The 17,108-nt window shown below is 68.3% G+C and carries 15 protein-coding genes; 8 read left to right on the top strand and 7 right to left on the bottom strand.

Features of this window, described 5'->3' with window-relative positions; translation table 11 throughout:
- Window positions 1–2: 2 nt before the first annotated feature.
- Window positions 3–530, top strand: a complete 528-nt coding sequence (locus M1D55_RS18985) for an FKBP-type peptidyl-prolyl cis-trans isomerase (protein ID WP_456281555.1) — start codon at window positions 3–5, stop codon at window positions 528–530.
- A gap of 75 nt (window positions 531–605) precedes the next feature.
- Here M1D55_RS18985 and M1D55_RS18980 read toward each other — a convergent pair whose 3' ends face one another.
- From M1D55_RS18980 to M1D55_RS18970, 3 genes are all read right to left on the bottom strand, one after another.
- Window positions 606–1,706, bottom strand: a complete 1,101-nt coding sequence (locus tag M1D55_RS18980; RefSeq protein WP_456281554.1) for a hypothetical protein — start codon at window positions 1,704–1,706, stop codon at window positions 606–608.
- On the bottom strand, window positions 1,703–4,384 hold the full coding sequence (mutS, locus tag M1D55_RS18975) for a DNA mismatch repair protein MutS (RefSeq protein WP_456281553.1): 2,682 nt from the start codon (window positions 4,382–4,384) through the stop codon (window positions 1,703–1,705). Before mutS ends, M1D55_RS18980 begins: the two co-directional genes overlap by 4 nt.
- A 178-nt stretch (window positions 4,385–4,562) precedes the next feature.
- Window positions 4,563–5,381 carry an inositol monophosphatase family protein gene (locus M1D55_RS18970; protein ID WP_456281552.1) on the bottom strand — a complete coding sequence of 273 codons (819 nt, stop codon included), beginning with the start codon at window positions 5,379–5,381 and terminating at the stop codon, window positions 4,563–4,565.
- A 196-nt stretch (window positions 5,382–5,577) separates the two neighbouring features.
- Between M1D55_RS18970 and M1D55_RS18965 the strand changes: the two genes are divergently transcribed.
- Together M1D55_RS18965 and cysE are read left to right on the top strand one after the other, a co-directional pair.
- A complete protein-coding gene (locus M1D55_RS18965; protein ID WP_456281551.1) occupies window positions 5,578–6,486 on the top strand; it encodes an RNA methyltransferase in 909 nt (302 codons plus the stop codon).
- Between the two features lie 280 nt (window positions 6,487–6,766).
- Window positions 6,767–7,510, top strand: a complete 744-nt coding sequence (cysE, locus tag M1D55_RS18960; protein WP_456282737.1) for a serine O-acetyltransferase — start codon at window positions 6,767–6,769, stop codon at window positions 7,508–7,510.
- A 50-nt stretch (window positions 7,511–7,560) separates the two neighbouring features.
- Here cysE and M1D55_RS18955 read toward each other — a convergent pair whose 3' ends face one another.
- The 4 genes from M1D55_RS18955 to M1D55_RS18940 all read right to left on the bottom strand — a co-directional run bounded on the left by M1D55_RS18955 (window position 7,561) and on the right by M1D55_RS18940 (window position 10,538).
- Window positions 7,561–8,343: a UDP-2,3-diacylglucosamine diphosphatase gene (locus tag M1D55_RS18955; RefSeq protein WP_456281550.1), complete on the bottom strand. Its 783-nt coding sequence runs from the start codon at window positions 8,341–8,343 to the stop codon at window positions 7,561–7,563.
- Window positions 8,344–8,458: 115 nt separating this feature from the next.
- Entirely contained in the window at window positions 8,459–8,959 is a 501-nt protein-coding gene (locus tag M1D55_RS18950; RefSeq protein ID WP_023264649.1) for a peptidylprolyl isomerase, read from the bottom strand.
- Between the two features lie 12 nt (window positions 8,960–8,971).
- Window positions 8,972–9,589 carry a peptidylprolyl isomerase gene (locus M1D55_RS18945; RefSeq protein ID WP_043440631.1) on the bottom strand — a complete coding sequence of 206 codons (618 nt, stop codon included), beginning with the start codon at window positions 9,587–9,589 and terminating at the stop codon, window positions 8,972–8,974.
- A 154-nt stretch (window positions 9,590–9,743) separates the two neighbouring features.
- The gene (locus tag M1D55_RS18940; RefSeq protein WP_456281549.1) at window positions 9,744–10,538 is read right to left on the bottom strand and encodes a tetratricopeptide repeat protein; all 795 of its coding nucleotides are present in this window, start codon (window positions 10,536–10,538) and stop codon (window positions 9,744–9,746) included.
- A 239-nt stretch (window positions 10,539–10,777) separates the two neighbouring features.
- Here M1D55_RS18940 and cysS point away from each other — a divergent pair, with 239 nt between their 5' ends.
- The 5 genes from cysS (at window position 10,778) to M1D55_RS18915 (ending at window position 17,086) form a co-directional block, all read left to right on the top strand.
- Window positions 10,778–12,166, top strand: a complete 1,389-nt coding sequence (gene cysS, locus M1D55_RS18935; protein WP_456281548.1) for a cysteine--tRNA ligase — start codon at window positions 10,778–10,780, stop codon at window positions 12,164–12,166.
- Window positions 12,151–13,068 (top strand): DNA-3-methyladenine glycosylase family protein, encoded by a 918-nt coding sequence (locus M1D55_RS18930; RefSeq protein ID WP_023264371.1) that lies wholly within the window; start codon window positions 12,151–12,153, stop codon window positions 13,066–13,068. The genes cysS and M1D55_RS18930 overlap by 16 nt, the downstream gene beginning before the upstream one ends.
- Window positions 13,069–13,227: 159 nt before the next feature.
- Window positions 13,228–14,199 carry an acetyl-CoA carboxylase carboxyltransferase subunit alpha gene (locus M1D55_RS18925; RefSeq protein ID WP_023264370.1) on the top strand — a complete coding sequence of 324 codons (972 nt, stop codon included), beginning with the start codon at window positions 13,228–13,230 and terminating at the stop codon, window positions 14,197–14,199.
- On the top strand, window positions 14,165–15,667 hold the full coding sequence (tilS, locus tag M1D55_RS18920) for a tRNA lysidine(34) synthetase TilS (protein WP_456281547.1): 1,503 nt from the start codon (window positions 14,165–14,167) through the stop codon (window positions 15,665–15,667). The genes M1D55_RS18925 and tilS overlap by 35 nt, the downstream gene beginning before the upstream one ends.
- Window positions 15,668–15,835: 168 nt before the next feature.
- A complete protein-coding gene (locus M1D55_RS18915; protein WP_006577422.1) occupies window positions 15,836–17,086 on the top strand; it encodes an aspartate kinase in 1,251 nt (416 codons plus the stop codon).
- The last annotated feature ends 22 nt before the right edge of the window (window positions 17,087–17,108 follow it).

Raw genomic sequence — 17,108 nt, 5'->3', positions numbered from 1 at the left:
AATTGAAAATCGCGAAGAACACGGTTGTGTCCGTGGTGTACAAGCTGTCGGATGCGCAGGGCAATCTGATCGAAGAATCGGATGAGCCGATGGTCTACTTGCACGGCGGCTATGATGGCACGTTCCCCAAGATCGAGGAAGCACTCGACGGTCATGCCGCAGGCTTCGAGACGCAGTTGCAGCTCGAGCCCGAGGATGCCTTCGGCGACTACGACGCCGAACTGGTCAAGGTCGAGCCGCGCGATCGTTTTCCCGAGCCGCTGGAAGTCGGCATGCAGTTCGAAGGCGTGCCCGAAGACGGTGACGAAGAGGATTCGGTGATCTATACCGTTACCGATGTCGCCGAGGACAAGGTGGTGCTCGACGGCAATCATCCGCTGGCCGGCATGGCGCTGCGTTTCTGGCTGAAGGTCTCCGAGGTCCGCGAAGCGACCGCCGAAGAAGTGGAGCACGGCCACGCGCACGGCGCGTCGGGCATCGAGGTGGTCGACGAAGACGAGGACGACGACGGCCCGCGCACGCTGCACTGATCGGCATATGGATCCATCGAACGGAAAAGCCGGCATTGCCGGCTTTTTCGCTTTCCGGGGGACGAGGTTTCCGCGCTAGTTCTTGCCCGCGCCGTCCTGCAGCGCGACCGAGAACAGCGAACGCGAATCGGGCGAGATCGTCAGCTCGGTCCATTGCTTCGGCGAGCCCACCGGCAGCGCGACGCGCGTGAAGCTGCGGATCGTCTTGCCCTTCGCATCGCGCAGCGGCGTATCGATGCCGAAGCCGCCGATGCTGCTGTGGATCAGCAGCACCTGCCCGCGATAGTCGCTGACCAGCTCGCGCAACTGCCGCTTGAATTCAAGATAGCCGTCGCGCTTGCGATGGCGCAGGAATCCGTCGAGCAGCGTGGGCTTGCCGCGCTTCTCCCAGCCGTTGCCAAACAGCGGATCGCCGTGGATCACCAGCACGATGCCCTCGAGCGATTCCTGTTCGGCGACCGAGAACGCGCGCGCGAGCCATTGCCGGTTGGCTTCGCGGCGATCCTCGAATTCGCCGTTGCGGCCGGCCTCGGTGCGATAGTGGTTGTTGTCGTCGGGCACGTTCATGCCGACCAGCAGCACCTTGCCCGCGGTCCACCGAACGTTCTCGCGATAGCTGCGGAACTTGGCCTGATCCGATTGCCGGATCAGCCGGAGCTTGCGCTGGCCCAGCGAATCGTCGTCCGGAAAGGCCAGCTCGCGCAGCCGCGCCAGCCGCTCGTCGGGATCGAAGCTGCCGTTGACCGCCTGCTCACACTCTGCCCAGTCGGTTTCGCCCGGGATATAGATCAGCGGCAGCGGCGACAGATCGAGCAGCCCCAGCCGGCCGGCCAGCATTGCATCGGCGCACGACTCGGTATCGCCCTTGATGCCGCCGGCATGGATCACGAAGGCGAGCTTGCGCTGCGCGAGGTTGTCCAGCAGTTGCTGCGTCGGCGCCTCGGCGTCGGGCCATTGGGGCAGGTCGGCGATCAGTGCGATGCGGACCAGTCGCGAGTCGACAGCCTTGCCGCCTTTGCCGTCGGCCTTGCCGTCGGCTGCCTGCGATTTGGCGGCGACCGGCTGCACGGCGGCGGCGCTCTGCGTGCACCACGCGCCCAGCAGCGCCGCCGCCATCGCAATGGCCAGCAGCGGTCGGCACGACAGGGCCCGGCGGCGCACGCTTGCCATCGTCATGCCGGCTGACCGGATTCCTCGGCCAGCGCCTTCAGTCGATACAAGGCGTCGAGCGCTTGCCGCGGCGTCATGCTGTCGGGATCGAGATCGCGCATGGCCTCGTTCAGCGCATCGTTGGCCGGCGCAACGGAAGCGGAGGCGCCATCGTCGCGGACATCGTCATCGTCAGCCGTGGGCACCGCCGGCGCCGCGAACAGATCCAGCTGCGGCGTCGGCGTGGCGTCGGTCGATTGCTGCTCGAGCCAGGCCAGATGCTTGCGCGCGGCGCGGATGACCGGTTGCGGCACGCCTGCCAGTTGCGCGACCTGCAGGCCGTAACTCTGGCTGGCCGGGCCGTCCTGCACCGCGTGCAGGAAGACGATGCCGTCGCCATGCTCGACCGCGGACAGATGCACGTTGGCCGCCTGCGGAAATTCCTGCGGCAGCTGTGTCAGCTCGAAATAGTGCGTGGCGAACAGCGTGTGGCTGCGGTTGTGCGCGAGCAGATGGCGGGCGATCGCCCATGCCAGTGCCAGGCCGTCGAAGGTCGATGTGCCGCGGCCGATCTCGTCCATCAGCACCAGGCTGTGCGGCGTCGCGTTGTGCAGGATCGCGGCGGCCTCGGTCATCTCGACCATGAAGGTCGAGCGGCCGCCGGCCAGGTCGTCGGCGGCGCCGATGCGCGTGAAGATCCGGTCGATCGGCCCGACCGTCGCGCGCCGCGCCGGCACATAGGCGCCAACGCAGGCCAGCAGCACGATCAGCGCGGTCTGGCGCATGAAGGTCGACTTGCCGCCCATGTTGGGGCCGGTGATCAGCAGCAGCTTGCGCGCCTCGGTCAGCTGGCAGTCGTTGGCGATGAACGGCGTCGACTCCGCGGCCAGCTGACCCTCGACCACCGGATGACGGCCCTGCACGATGTCGATCACGTTCTCGTCGACGCGCTCGGGGCACGACCAGTCCAGCGTGCGCGCCCGTTCGCCCAGCGCGGCCAGCACGTCCAGCCGCGACAGCGCCGCCGCCACCCGGCGCAGCTCGCCGATATGCGGCAGCAGCAGTTGCAGCAGACCTTCGTACAGCTGCTTCTCGCGCGCCAGCGCACGGTCCTGCGCCGACAGCGCCTTGTCCTCGAAGGCCTTCAGCTCCGGCGTGATATAGCGCTCGGCGTTCTTCAGCGTCTGGCGCCGGCGATAGTCGTCGGGCACCTTGTCGGCCTGGCCGTTGGTGACCTCGATATAGAAGCCATGCACGCGGTTGTATTCGACCCGCAGATTGGCGATGCCGGTGCGGGTACGTTCGCGCGCTTCCAGGTCGATCAGGAACTGCCCGCAGTTCTCGGAGATATCGCGCAGCTCGTCGAGCTCGGCGTCGTAGCCGCGGGCGATCACGCCGCCATCGCGCACCGCCGTCGACGGCTCCGGTGCGATCGCGCGCGCCAGCAGGTCCAGGCAGTCCTGCGGTACCGCCAGCTCCGCCAGCGTCTGCGCCAGCAGCGGGGCGGTGTCGTCCGGGGTCACGCAGGCCTGCACGTCGGGCAGCGCCGCCAGCGTATCGCGTAGCGACGACAGGTCGCGCGGACGCGCGCTCAGCAGCGCCAGCCGGGCGGTGATGCGCTCGACGTCGGCGAGCCGGCGCAGCCGCGCGCGCAGCGTGTCGAGGTCCTGCGCCAGCAGCGCGCCGATGGCCTGCTGCCGTGCCTGAGGAATCGCGCGTTCGCGCAACGGATGGTGCAGCCAATGGCGCAGCAGCCGGCTTCCCATGGCGGTGGCGCAGGTATCGAGCAGCGAGAACAGCGTCGGCGCTTCGCCGCCGCGCAGCGTCTCGGTCAGCTCGAGATTGCGGCGCGTGGCGGTGTCCAGGCCAACGAATTCGGTTTCGTGTTCGACCGTGACGCCCTGCACATGGCGCAGCGACTGGCCCTGCGTGCTGGCCGCATAGTTCAGCAGCGCGCCGGCCGCGCCGAGCGCCGCGCCCAGCGGGCGGCAGCCGAACGGATCGAGACTGGCGACACCCAGTTGCTCGCGCAGGCGACGCGCGCCGGCATCCTGGTCGAAGTGCCACTCGGGCAAGCGGGTGCGCGCGCACGGATGCGCCGGCAGTTCGATGCCATCGGTGTGCAGCAGCTCGGCGGGGCGGATGCGCTCCAGCTCGCGCGCCAGTTGTGCCGCCTCGCATTCCATCAGCCGCAGTTCGCCGCTGGCGAGGTTGAGCCAGGCCAGCCCGGTCTTGCTGACGCCGCGCCGCATCGTTTGCTGGTGCACCGCCATCAGGAAGGTATCGGCCTTGTCCGGCAGCAGCGCCGCATCGGTCAGCGTGCCGGGCGTGACGATCCGGACCACCTTGCGCTCGACCGGGCCCTTGCTGGTGGCCGGATCGCCGATCTGCTCGCAGATCGCCACCGACTCGCCCAGCTTGACGAGCTTGGCCAGATATTGATCGACCGAATGGAACGGAATGCCGGCCATGCGGATCGGCACGCCATTGGAGCTGCCGCGCGCGGTCAGCGTGATATCGAGCAGCCGCGCGGCCTTCTCGGCGTCGTCGTGGAACAGCTCGTAGAAATCGCCCATCCGGTAGAAGAGCAGGGTGTCCGGATGGTCGGCCTTGATGCGCAAATACTGCGCCATCATCGGCGTGTGTTTTTCCGTGGTACCAGCCGATGCGCTGGCGGCCGCGGTAGTTGGCAGGTCTTCGGACATGCAATCCTCTCGGCGGGCCGCTGCAGACGGGCAGCGGCCGGGTTCGGAGCGTGCGCGAGGCCGTGGGCGTCGCACGCAAACGCGCATTTTACTGCGCGTTGCGGCCCGGTACGGAGAGGAGTTGGGTGAAAAACTGTGAGGGATGGTTAGCGCCCCGGTTCATCCCGGGGCCGACCCCTCAGGCCGCTGGCCCGCCGTTGTCCAGCGAATACGGCGTCAGCAGGCGCACCATCTGCGCGAATGCCTTCGGGTTGCCGGCCAGCACCTCGCCCTGTTCGAGCTGGCGCGCTTCGCCGGCGTAGTTGCCGACCAGGCCGCCGGCTTCGGTGATGAGCAGCATGCCGGCCGCCATGTCCCAGGGCTTCAGCCCGGTCTCGAAGAAGCCGTCCAGCCGGCCGCAGGCGACGTAGGCCAGGTCCAGCGCGGCGGCGCCGGGCCGGCGCAGGCCGGCGCAGTTCTGCGTCATCAGCGCGAACACTTCCACATAGGCCTCGAGGCCATCCAGGTCACGGAAGGGGAAGCCGGTGCCGATCAGGCAGTCGGCCAGCTTGTCGCGGCGGCTGACGCGGATGCGGCGGTTGTTCAGGAAGGCGCCGGCGCCCTTGGTCGCGGTGAACAGCTCGTCGCGGGTCGGGTCGTAGACCACCGCCTGCACCGGCGAACCCTTGTGCATCTGCGCGATCGACACGCAGTATTGCGGGAAGCCGTGGATGAAATTGGTGGTGCCGTCGAGCGGGTCGATGACCCAGGTGTACTCGTGGCCTTCCTCGCCCTCGCGCCAGGACTGGCCGGACTCTTCCGCTAGAATGCCGTGTTCCGGGTACGCCGTGCGGATGATCTCGATGATCGCGGCCTCGGCGGCGCGGTCGACCTCGGTGACGAAATCGTTGTGCTGCTTGCGCGAAACACGCAGGAGATCCACGTCCATCGACGCGCGGTTGATGATGGAACCGGCCTTGCGGGCGGCCTTGATGGCGATATTGAGCATCGGATGCATGAATCTCTCCAGGACGCCGGAAAGCGGGCAGCGCTGCGGACGGCATGGCGCGCGCGGCTCCCGGCGGACAACACAACGGATTGTAGAAGAACGGGCGCGCTGGCCCTGGCTGCGCTGGCCGGCATCGATGCCTCGGCCGGAGCGGCGGAGCGGCGCGCCAAATAAATTGAACCCCGCATTGTATAGGAACCCGTCAATGGACACGAGCAAGCACGCAAACGAGGCCCCGGGCGCCCCGCAGCAGGCCCTGGACGCCGCGTTCGCGCGCGTGCGCTTCGTGCTGGTCGAGACCAGCCATCCCGGCAACGTCGGCTCGGTGGCGCGCGCCATCAAGACCATGGGCTTCGGCGGCCGGCCCGGGACGCTGGTGCTGGTGTCGCCGCGGGAGCCGGCCGTGCGCGAGCATCCGGAAGCCGTCGCGCTGGCCAGCGGTGCCGACGACGTGCTGCGGGCCGCGCTTGTGGTCGACGATCTGGAGGCGGCGCTGGCCGGCGCGTCTTATACCGTCGCGATGACCGCGCGCCAGCGCGAGTTCGGGCCACCGCGGCTGCTGCCGCGCGAGGCGACGGCAAAGGCCAGCGAGCACTTGCTGGCCGGCGCGTCCGGCATCGAAGCGGAAACCGCCGAGCCGGCCGATATCGCGTTCGTCTTCGGCAACGAGCGCTTCGGCCTGCCCAACGAGGCCGTCGATCGCTGCTCGGTGGTGACCCATATCCCCGCCAATCCGGCCTACGCCTCGCTGAACCTGGCCCAGGCGGTGCAGCTGATCGCCTACGAGATGCGGCTGGCGCTGCTGCAGGAGCGCGCGGCGGTGCCGAGCGATATCGGCTATGCTGGGCAGGCCGCCACGGCCGAGCAGATCGAGGCGATGTTCGTGCATCTGCAGCAGGGCCTGGAGGCGATCGGCTTTCTGGATCCGGCCCATCCGAAGAAGCTGATGCCGCGGCTGCGGCGGCTGTTCGCGCGCAGCGGGCTGGAGCAGGAGGAAGTCAATCTGCTGCGCGGCATCGCCAAGCAGATGACACTGGCCGGACGCGGACCGCGCGGCGGCGACCGCAACAGCGACCGCAATAGCGACCGCAGTGGCAACACCACGGAGACATGACATTGGCGCGAATCGCCGCCTCTTCCCTGGGCACCGACGCTCCTCACGCCTTCCATCGCGAGCGATGTTGACGCCCGCGCCGCGCACGCCCGGGCTGCTCCCGCGCGTGTCGACGTAGCGGCGGGGCAGGTGCGGCGCCCGATGCCCATGACGGCATCAGGGTGCCAAATCTCTTACACTCCCTGCTTCCGTTTTCCCCAGGGCATTGCCCGGACACGACCCCGGCGGCATGCGCGCTCCGATGGCGCGCGGCACGGCGGGGCAATCGCACACGACCAAGATGTTCTCTCGCCTCAAGGAAGATATCGACACCATCATGCAGCGCGACCCCGCCGCGCGCAGCCGGCTGGAGGTGCTGACGTGTTATCCGGGCCTGCATGCCGTGGTGTTCCACCGCTTCGCGCACGCCTGCTGGAATGCAGGGATGCACTGGCTGGGCCGCTGGATCTCGCACTGGTCGCGTTTCCTGACCGGCATCGAGATCCATCCGGCGGTGAAGATGGGCCGGCGCGTGTTCATCGATCACGGCATGGGCGTGGTGATCGGCGAGACCGCCGAGATCGGCGACGACTGCACGATCTATCAGGGCGTGACGCTGGGCGGCACCTCGCTGTACAAGGGACAGAAGCGGCATCCGACGCTGGGCACCGGCGTGGTCGTCAGCGCCGGCGCCAAGGTGCTGGGCGGCTTCACCATCGGCGATGGCGCGCGCGTCGGCTCCAATGCCGTGGTGCTCAAGCCGGTGCCGCCGGGCGCGACCGCGGTCGGCGTGCCGGCCCGCATCGTCCTGCCCGACGCACCGCCTTCGCAGCAGGGCGCACGGCAGGAGTTCTCGGCTTACGGCATCACACCGAATGCCGACGATCCGGTGTCGCTGGCGCTGAAAAGCCTGATCGACCATGCGGCGAGCCAGCAGGAAAAGCTCGAGGCGGTGCAGGCCGCGTTGGACCGGCTCGGCGAGCATCTGGAGAACACGCCCAACGATCGCTTCGATGCCAGCGAGCTGCGCAAGCTGATGAAGTAGCGCGATCGCATCAAGCGAACAGGGCAGGACCTCCGTCTTGCCCTGATGGCTCAGTCCAGCTGCGGCAGCTCGCGAAAGCCCTCGGCATCGAGCTGCAATGCCGCCGCGCGCGGATGCGCGCCATCGAGATCCCAATCGGTCAGTACCCAGCGCAGGCCATGCGGCTCGTCATGCCGGGCCGGGCGGTGCGTGTGGCCATGCACCATCGCCGCCGTGCCGCTGTCGCGCAGCAGCGCCGCCACCGCGGCCGGCGCGACATCGCCGTAGTCGCGCGGCGGCCCGGGCCGCTGGCGGCCGGCCTCGCTGTCGCTGCGCAGCTTGCGCGCGATGCCCAGCCGCCACGACAGCGGCAGCGCCAGGAACAGCCGCTGGATCCAGGCTTTGCGGGTCCAGTGCCGGAAGCGCATATAGCGCGTGTCGTCGGTGCAAAGCATGTCGCCGTGAGTCAGCACCAGGCGGTGGCCGGCGCAGTCGATCACGGTCGGGTCGGGCAGCAGCGTGGCGCCGGCCTCGCGGGCAAAGCGAGGACCCAGCAGGAAGTCACGATTGCCGTGCATCAGATAGACGGGCACGCCGCGCGCTGACAGGCGCGCCAGCGCCGCGGCGACGGCGCGCGGAAACGGTGCCTCGCTCTCCTCGTCGCCGATCCAGAATTCGAAGAAGTCGCCGAGGATGAATAGCGTGCGCGCCTGTTCGGCGGCGCGTTCGAGCACGCGCTCGAATGCCGCCAGCGTGCGCGGCATCCCCGGGGTCAGATGCAGGTCGGAAATGAACCACGCCGGCGCCTCCACCGCGAGGACGGAGGCAGCCGGCGTGCTGGCGGCGGGGCTCATCGATCCGGAACGATTTCCATGGGCGAGGGCATGCCGCCGTCAATGGCGCGCGCTGTGCCGCAAAGAGGCAGCACGCGCCGTGCGGGACGATGTGCCGCGAAGACTCGGCGCACGATTACTCGAGCACCACCGCCTTCTCGATCACGACGTCCTCGAGCGGCACGTCCTGATGAAAGCCGGCGCTGCCGGTACGCACGCCCTTGATCTTGTCGACCACATCGGTGCCTTCGACGACCTTGCCGAACACCGCATAGCCGAAGCCCTGCGGCGTCGGCGACGTGAAGTTCAGGAAGTCGTTGTCGACCACGTTGATGAAGAACTGCGCGGTGGCGGAGTGCGGCGCGTTGGTGCGCGCCATCGCCACGGTGTAGCGATCGTTCTTCAGGCCATTGCCGGCCTCGTTGTCGATCGGGTCGTCGGTCGGCTTCTGCTTCATGCCGGGCTCGAAGCCGCCGCCCTGGATCATGAAGTTCTTGATGACGCGGTGGAAGATCGTGTTGTCGTAGTGGCCCTTGCGGACATAGGACAGGAAGTTCTCCACCGTCTTGGGCGCCTTGTCGGCGTCGAGTTCGATGACGATGGCGCCGTGATTCGTTTGCAGCTGGACCTTGGACATGGCTTTCCTCTGTTACTTGACGATGGTGGCCGACTCGATGACGATCGGCGTGGCTGGCACATTACGCATGGGGCCGTAGGCAGTGGTCGGCGACTTCTTGATGCGATCGACGGTGTCCATGCCTTCGACCACCTTGCCGAACACGGCATAGCCGTTGCCGTCCGGCTGCGGATAGTCGAGACTCGGATTATCTACCACATTGATGAAGAACTGCGCCGTGGCCGAGTTCGGATCGCCGGTGCGGGCCATCGCCACGGTGCCGGCCTTGTTCTTCAGGCCATTCTGCGACTCGAGCGGAATCGGCGCGCGCGTCGGCTTCTGCTTCATGTCGCGGTCGAAGCCGCCACCCTGCACCATGAAGCCGTTGATCACGCGGTGGAAGATCGTGCCGCTGTAGAAGCCGCTGTTCACGTATTCCAGGAAGTTGGCGACCGTCTTGGGCGCAGCGTCGGGATAGACCTCGATGGTGAAGCTGCCGGCGCTGGTGGCGAAGCGCACGCGCTCGGCGGCCGAGGCTGCCGGCGCCGAGGAGGGAGCCGGCGCCTGTGCCTGGGCGGCACCGAAGCTCAGGGTGCCGGCCATCAGCGCGGCCAGCATGGCGCCGAGGGCGCCGCGTCGGGTCAGGGACATGGGAATCTCCAGGGATTGGGCGAGGACGACCGGCGGATGCAGGCGGTCGATGGACGCGCCATTCCGGCAATCGCCCCGCATGGATAACGATCACGCCCGCTCGCTGCCGCATGCATGGGCCAAGCGGTGCGAGCCGGGCAATGCTGCGGTCAGCTCAGTCCAGGTCTTCGCGATCCGGGCCGGGCGGCCTGGGCAGCGGCGGCGGGGCGATCGGGGCCTGCGGCTCGTCGGCCGGCTCGCGCGTGCGCGGCTGCGAGGCTGCCGGCGCATTGGCTGGGGCCTTGGCCGCCGCCTTGGTGCCGACCGCGGCCAGGCCGGTGCGCGCGCGTGCGTCGCCGGGGTTGCGCTTGAGCGCTTCGGCGTAGGAGCGCTCGGCGAGCTTGCGGTAGACGTCGCCCAGATTGGTATAGCCGATCGCAAAACCGGGCTTGGCTTCGAGGGCGGCCAGCAGTTCGGCCTCGGCGCGCTTCAGATCGCCCCGGCGCGCATAGATCAGCGCCAGATTGTTGTGCGGCTCGGGCAGTTCGGGATATTCCTGTGCGATCTCGTGGAAGGCCTGCACCGCCTCGTCCTCGCGGCCGGCCTGCGACAGCGCCCAGGCGCGCTCGAAGCGGGCCTGCACATTGCGCGGGTTGGCGGCGATCACCTTGTCGAAGCGCTCGATCGCCTCCGCATAACGCCGCTGCTGCGCTGCCTTCTCGGCGTCGGCCATGCCGGGGTCGCCCGAAGGCTGGAAGCCCTTCGCGCCGGGCGCGGCGCCGCCGGGGAAGCCAACGGACTGCGCCAGCACCGGCGCAGCGGGCAGGGCGCACAGCAGCGCGGCGGCGCTCGCCACGGCGACGGCGCATGCGCGGCGTACGGTGGTGGCGGCGCGGCGGCGCACGGTCATGTTGCCGGGCGTGACGTGATGCATGGCGTCGGTCGCGACGTTGGACGATGGCAAGCTCATGTAGGTGCGGTCCTTTATACTTCGCGGCATTCTAGCAAAGCGCGGCATCGACGCCGACGCGCGAAGGCTTCCGGTAAGATATGGCCTCGCTCGGCGAACCGATGTCGACGCCGCGGCCGCGACGCATCGCCGTGTCACGTCGTCCGGCGAGTCGGCCGGCAAGTCGGCCGGCGCGCGATCGGCCAGTCGCACCGGCTCGCGCGGCAGGCGCCACGCATTCTCTTCGAACACCCCGTTTCATGCATCCACTGAACATCTACAACACGCTCGCGCGCGAGAAACAGCCCTTCGTGCCCATCGAACCCGGCAAGGTCCGCATGTATGTCTGCGGCATGACGGTGTACGACTACTGCCACGTCGGGCACGCGCGCGTGATGGTGGTGTTCGACATGGTGCAGCGCTGGCTGCGCGCCGCCGGCTACGAGGTGACCTATGTGCAGAACATCACCGACATCGACGACAAGATCATCCGCCGCGCCGCCGAGAACGGCGAGACCATCGGCGAGCTGACCGAACGGTTCATCGGCTATATGCACGAGGACGCGGCCGCGCTCGGCATCCAGCGTCCGGACCACGAGCCGCGCGCGACGCAATACGTGCCGCAGATGCTCGACATCATCGGCAAGCTGGAAGCGAAGGGCCTGGCGTATCAGGCCAGCGACGGCGACGTCAACTACGCGGTGCGCAAGTTCAACGGCTACGGCAAGCTGTCCGGCAAGTCGCTGGAGGACCTGCGCGCCGGCGAGCGCGTGGCGGCCAACGATGCCAAGCACGACCCGCTCGACTTCGTGCTGTGGAAGTCGGCCAAGGACAGCGAGCCGGCCGAAAGCAAGTGGCCGTCGAAGTGGGGCGCCGGCCGTCCGGGCTGGCATATCGAATGCTCGGCAATGAGCTGCGCGCTGCTCGGCGAGCATTTCGACATCCATGGCGGCGGCGCCGATCTGCAGTTCCCGCACCACGAGAACGAGATCGCGCAATCCGAGGGCGCCAGCGGCAAGCCATTCGTCAACGTGTGGATGCATAACGGCTTCGTGCGCATCAACGACGAGAAGATGTCGAAGTCGCTCGGCAATTTCTTCACGATCCGCGAGGTGCTGAAACAGTACGATGCCGAGGTCGTGCGTTTCTTCATCCTGCGCGCGCACTACCGCAGCCCGCTGAACTACAGCGACGCGCATCTGGACGACGCGCGCCACGGCCTGACCCGCCTGTACACCGCGCTGAAGGACGTGCAGCCCGACACGCAACCGCTCGATTGGGACGAGCCGCACGCGCGCCGCTTCGCCGAGGCGATGGGCGACGACTTCAATACGCCGATCGCGGTCTCGGTGCTGTTCGACCTGGCCGGCGAAGTCAACCGCAGCGGTTCGCCCGCGGCGGCACGGCAGCTGAAGGGCCTGGCCGCCACGCTGGGCCTGCTCGGCCGCGATGCGCACGTCTTCCTGCAGGGCGGCGCCGACTCGGCCGGCATCGCGCCGGAACAGATCGAAGAACGCATCGCCGCGCGCAAGCAGGCCAAGGCCGAGCGGAACTTTGCCGAGGCCGACCGCATCCGCGCCGAGCTGCTCGAGGCCGGCGTCGTGCTGGAGGACAAGCCGGGCGGCGTGACCGAATGGAGGCGTGCTTGAACGCTGCCGTGCGCAAGACGCCCGGCACGGCGGCCAAGGCCGCCAGGCCGGCGCGGGCCACCGGAGAGCCAGCCATCAAGGCGGCCAAGGCGACCACTGCGACCAAGGCCACCAAGCCGGCAAGGGTCGCCAAGGCGCCCGCCGCCGGCGAGGTGGCCGCGCCGAAGGGCCGCACGGTGACCAAGGCCGACGGCAAGCCGGCGCTGAAGACCACGCGCGCCGGCAAGACGGCGCTGCCCGAGGCCGCGGCGATCCCGCTGCCGGTCGAGACGGTCGAGGGCGCCGTGCGTCCCGCCTATTGGGACGAGGCCTGCGCCGACCTGATGAAGCGTGACCGCATCCTGCGCAAGATGATCCCGACCTACGGGCCGGCCCATCTGATTTCGCGCGGCGATCCCTTCATCACGCTGGCGCGTTCGATCGTCGGCCAGCAGATCTCGGTCAAGGCCGCGCAATCGGTATGGGACCGGCTGGCCGCCGCCTGTCCGAAGCTGACCCCGGCGCAGCTGCTGCGGGCCGGCGTCGACAAGCTGGCCGCCTGCGGGCTGTCGCGCCGCAAGGCCGAATACATCGTCGATCTGGCCGATCACTTCAAGGCGGGGCGGGTCCATGTCGACAAGTGGGCCGAGATGGACGACGAGGCGGTGATCGCCGAGCTGACGCAGATCCGCGGCATCGGCCGCTGGACTGCAGAGATGTTCCTGATGTTCAACCTGATGCGGCCGAACGTGCTGCCGCTGGACGACATCGGCCTGATCAACGCGATCTCGGCCAACTATTTCAGCGGAGAACCGGTCACGCGCAGCGAGGCACGAGAAGTCGCCGCCAACTGGGAGCCATGGCGCACCGTGGCGACCTGGTACATGTGGCGCAGCCTTGATCCGCTGCCTGTCACTTACTAGTCTGGCTTCGATAACCGATAGCCGAAAGCCGCGGCTCTAAAGTGCTCCTTTCACCATCTTCAGGCGGCGCAAGCGGCGCATACGAGGCGATTTCAGCGCCCGGGGCGCCAGGAAATTCCGGTAGAATGCGCCCCTTCACAGACAGGTACGTGTGATTCAATGAAAACCACCTTCCTGGATTTCGAACAGCCGATCGCCGAACTCGAGGCAAAAATCGAAGAACTGCGCTTCGTGCAGGACGACTCGGCCGTCGACATTTCCGAAGAGATTTCGCGGCTGGCCGGCAAGAGCCAGCAGCTGACCAAGGACATCTACGCCAACCTGACCCCATGGCAGGTGGCCCAGATCGCTCGTCATCCCCAGCGTCCCTACACGCTGGACTATGTGCGGGAGATCTTCACCGACTTCCACGAACTGCACGGCGACCGCGCCTTTGCCGACGATCTGTCGATCGTGGGCGGCCTGGCCCGCTTCAACGGCCAGGCCTGCATGGTGATCGGCCACCAGAAGGGCCGGGACACCAAGGAGCGCGCGCTGCGCAACTTCGGCATGTCCAAGCCCGAGGGCTATCGCAAGGCCAAACGGCTGATGGAACTGGCCGACAAGTTCGGCCTGCCGATTTTCACGTTCGTCGACACGCCGGGCGCATTCCCGGGCATCGACGCCGAGGAGCGCGGCCAGTCGGAGGCGATCGGCCACAACCTGTACGTGATGGCCGGCCTGAAGGTGCCGCTGATCGCCACCATCATCGGTGAAGGCGGTTCGGGCGGCGCGCTGGCGATTGCCGTGGGCGATGTGGTGCAGATGCTGCAATTCGCCACCTATGCGGTGATTTCGCCCGAAGGCTGCGCCTCGATCCTGTGGAAGACCGCCGAGAAGGCGCCCGAGGCCGCCGAGGCGCTGGGCCTGACCGCGCATCGCCTGAAGGCACTGGGCCTGATCGACAAGATCGTCAACGAGCCGCTGGGCGGCGCGCACCGCGATCCGAAGGCCATGGCCGCCATGCTCAAGCGTTCGCTGGCCGAGTCGCTGCGCCAGTTCCAGGGCATCAGCGTCAAGGAACTGCAGGCGCGCCGCCACGAGCGGCTGATGGCCTATGGCAAGTTCAAGGAAACCGGCGCCCAGGGCTGAGGCTGATCCCGCCGCGCCCGATTTGCGCGACCCGACCGCCACGCTGACCGACAAGGTCGCACAGGCCCTGCAGGCCGGTGCGGCCTTTGTCGTTTCCGGGGCCGGCCAACACGAGCGGCACGGTCCGAAGGCGGTGGCGGTGGCGCTGTCCGGCGGCCGCGACTCGGTCGCGCTGCTGCATGCGGCGCGCGCCGCGCTGGCCGCCATGCGCGTGGACGACGCGCAGCCCGTGCCCCTGCTGGCGCTGCACGTCCATCACGGATTGCAGGCCCAGGCCGACCAATGGGAGCGCTTCTGCGCGCAGTTGTGCCGCGACTGGGGCGTCGAATACCGCGCCGCCCGCGTGACGGTCGCTCCGGCACATGGGGAAGGGCTGGAAGCCGCCGCGCGCCGCGCGCGCTACCAGGCCCTGACCGAGCTCTGCGAGCAGCACAACGTCGGCTGGCTGCTGTTCGGCCACCATCTGGACGACCAGGTCGAGACTGTGCTGATGCGGCTGTTCCGCGGCAGCGGCGTGCATGGCCTGGCCGGCATGCCGGCGCTGCGGCGCCTCGCCGAGCACCGCGACATCGCGCTGCTGCGGCCGTGGCTCGAGATCGAACGGCGCGACATCGAGGCCTATTGCCAGACGCACGGCCTGCGCTGGATCGACGATCCGTCCAACGACGACACCCGCTTTGCCCGCAACGCGCTGCGCCAGCAGTTGCCCGGGCTGCTCGCCGCCTTCCCGGCGCTGCGCGCCAATGTCGCGCAGGCCGCCGCGCATCTGGCGGAAGCCGCTCACGCGCTTGACGCCATGGCCGCGCGCCAGCTGGCGACATTGGCGCATCCCGGCCGCGATGCCGCCACGCTGGCTGAGCTCGACCTCGACGGCCTGCGCGCCCTTCCTGTCGCGCAAGGCGACGCGGTGCTGAGGCTGTGGCTGCGCGACCTCGGGGTCCGCGCGCCGTCGGTCGCCCGCCTGGCCGCGATGCGCGCGCAACTGATCGACCATCGCGGCGGCGAGCCCGCGCTGCCGCACGACGGGCTGGTGCTGCGGCGCTTCCGCTCGCGGGTGCTCGCCTGCGTGCCGCCCGGGTCGCCGGCGGCGCAGGCCGTCGCGCTGCAGTGGGCGGGGCAGGCCAGCCTCCCGGTACCCGCCTGGCGCGGCGAACTGCGCTTCACGCGCGACGACACCTTCGGCGTGCCGGAGGCGGTGCTGCGGCAGCCGCTGACGCTGGGGCCGCGCAGCGGCGGCGAGCGCATCGTGCTGCGGCCGGGCGGCCCGGCCCGGGCGCTGAAGCAGGCCTATCAGGAGGCCGCCGTGCCGGCCTGGCGCCGTCCCCATCTGCCGCTGCTGCGGGCCGGAGAGCAGATCGTGCTGGCCGCCGGGCTCGGCATGCATCGCCGCTGGCCCGACGCCGCGCCGGCTCCGCGCTGGCGGGTCGAATGGCAGGCGTGGGGCCCGGAGACCGGCTCGCCGCAGTGAGCGAGGCATGACGCGCGCCTGTCGACCGCGCGCCGCATGCCGCCTACCGCACGGGACATCGCTCCCGCCAGGCTTGACAAGGCCAAACGGCCGCTATTCCGCCTTGCCGGGCGCCGGTGCTTGGTGTATTTTCAGTGGTTTTGCACAATCGCTGGCGTCGACAAGAAGATGGCTCTCATCGTTCACAAATACGGCGGCACTTCGATGGGTTCCACGGAACGCATCAAGAATGTCGCCAAGCGCGTGGCCAAGTGGCACCGCGCCGGTCACCGCGTAGTCGTGGTGCCTTCGGCCATGTCGGGCGAGACCAATCGCCTGCTGGGACTCGCCAAGGAGATTTCGCCGCAGCCGGATCCGCGCGAGCTCGACATGCTGGCCTCGACCGGCGAACAGGCCAGCGTCGCGCTGCTGGCCATCGCGCTGCACGGCGAAGGCATCGACGCGATCAGCTATACCGGCTGGCAAGTCCCGGTGAAAACCGATTCGTCGTACACCAAGGCACGCATCGAATCGATCGACGATGAGCGCATCCTGGGCGATCTCGACGCGGGCCGCGTGGTGATCGTCACCGGCTTCCAGGGCATCGACGCGCTGGGCAATATCACGACGCTGGGCCGCGGCGGCTCCGATACCTCGGCCGTCGCCATCGCCGCCGCGATCGAGGCCGACGAGTGCCTGATCTATACGGACGTGGATGGGGTCTACACCACCGACCCGCGCGTGGTCGAAGACGCGCGCCGGCTCGATCGCATCACCTTCGAGGAAATGCTGGAAATGGCCAGCCTCGGTTCCAAGGTGCTGCAGATCCGTTCGGTGGAATTCGCCGGCAAATACCGCGTCAAGACGCGCGTGCTGTCGTCGCTGACCGATCCCCTGATGCCGCTCGAGCAGGAAATGCATTCGGGCACGCTGATTACTTTTGAGGAAGACCCAGACATGGAAGCAGCCGTCATCTCCGGCATCGCCTTTGCCCGTGACGAAGCCAAGATCACCGTTCTCGGCGTGCCCGACAAGCCCGGCATCGCCTACCAGATCCTCGGTCCGATCGCCGACGCCAATATCGACGTCGACATGATCATCCAGAACCAGTCCGTCGAGGGCAAGACCGACTTCACCTTCACCGTGCCGCGCGCCGACTATCAGCGCGCGCTGGGCATCCTCAACGACGGTGTCAAGGCGCATATCGGCGCGGGCAGCGTGTCGGGCGATCCCAAGGTGTCGAAGGTGTCGGTGGTCGGCGTGGGCATGCGCTCGCATGTCGGCATCGCCAGCAAGATGTTCCGCACGCTGTCGGAAGAGGGCATCAATATCCAGATGATCTCGACCTCGGAAATCAAGATCTCCGTGCTGATCGACGAGAAGTACATGGAACTGGCCGTCCGCGCGCTGCACAAGGCGTTCGAACTGGAACAGGCCTGAATTCCGGCGCGTTCGCGCGCCG

The sequence above is a fragment of the Cupriavidus sp. JZ107 genome (assembly GCF_053903255.1).
The sequence above is the reverse complement of the archived record's forward strand: the minus strand, read 5'-3'. Positions and strand labels throughout refer to the sequence as shown.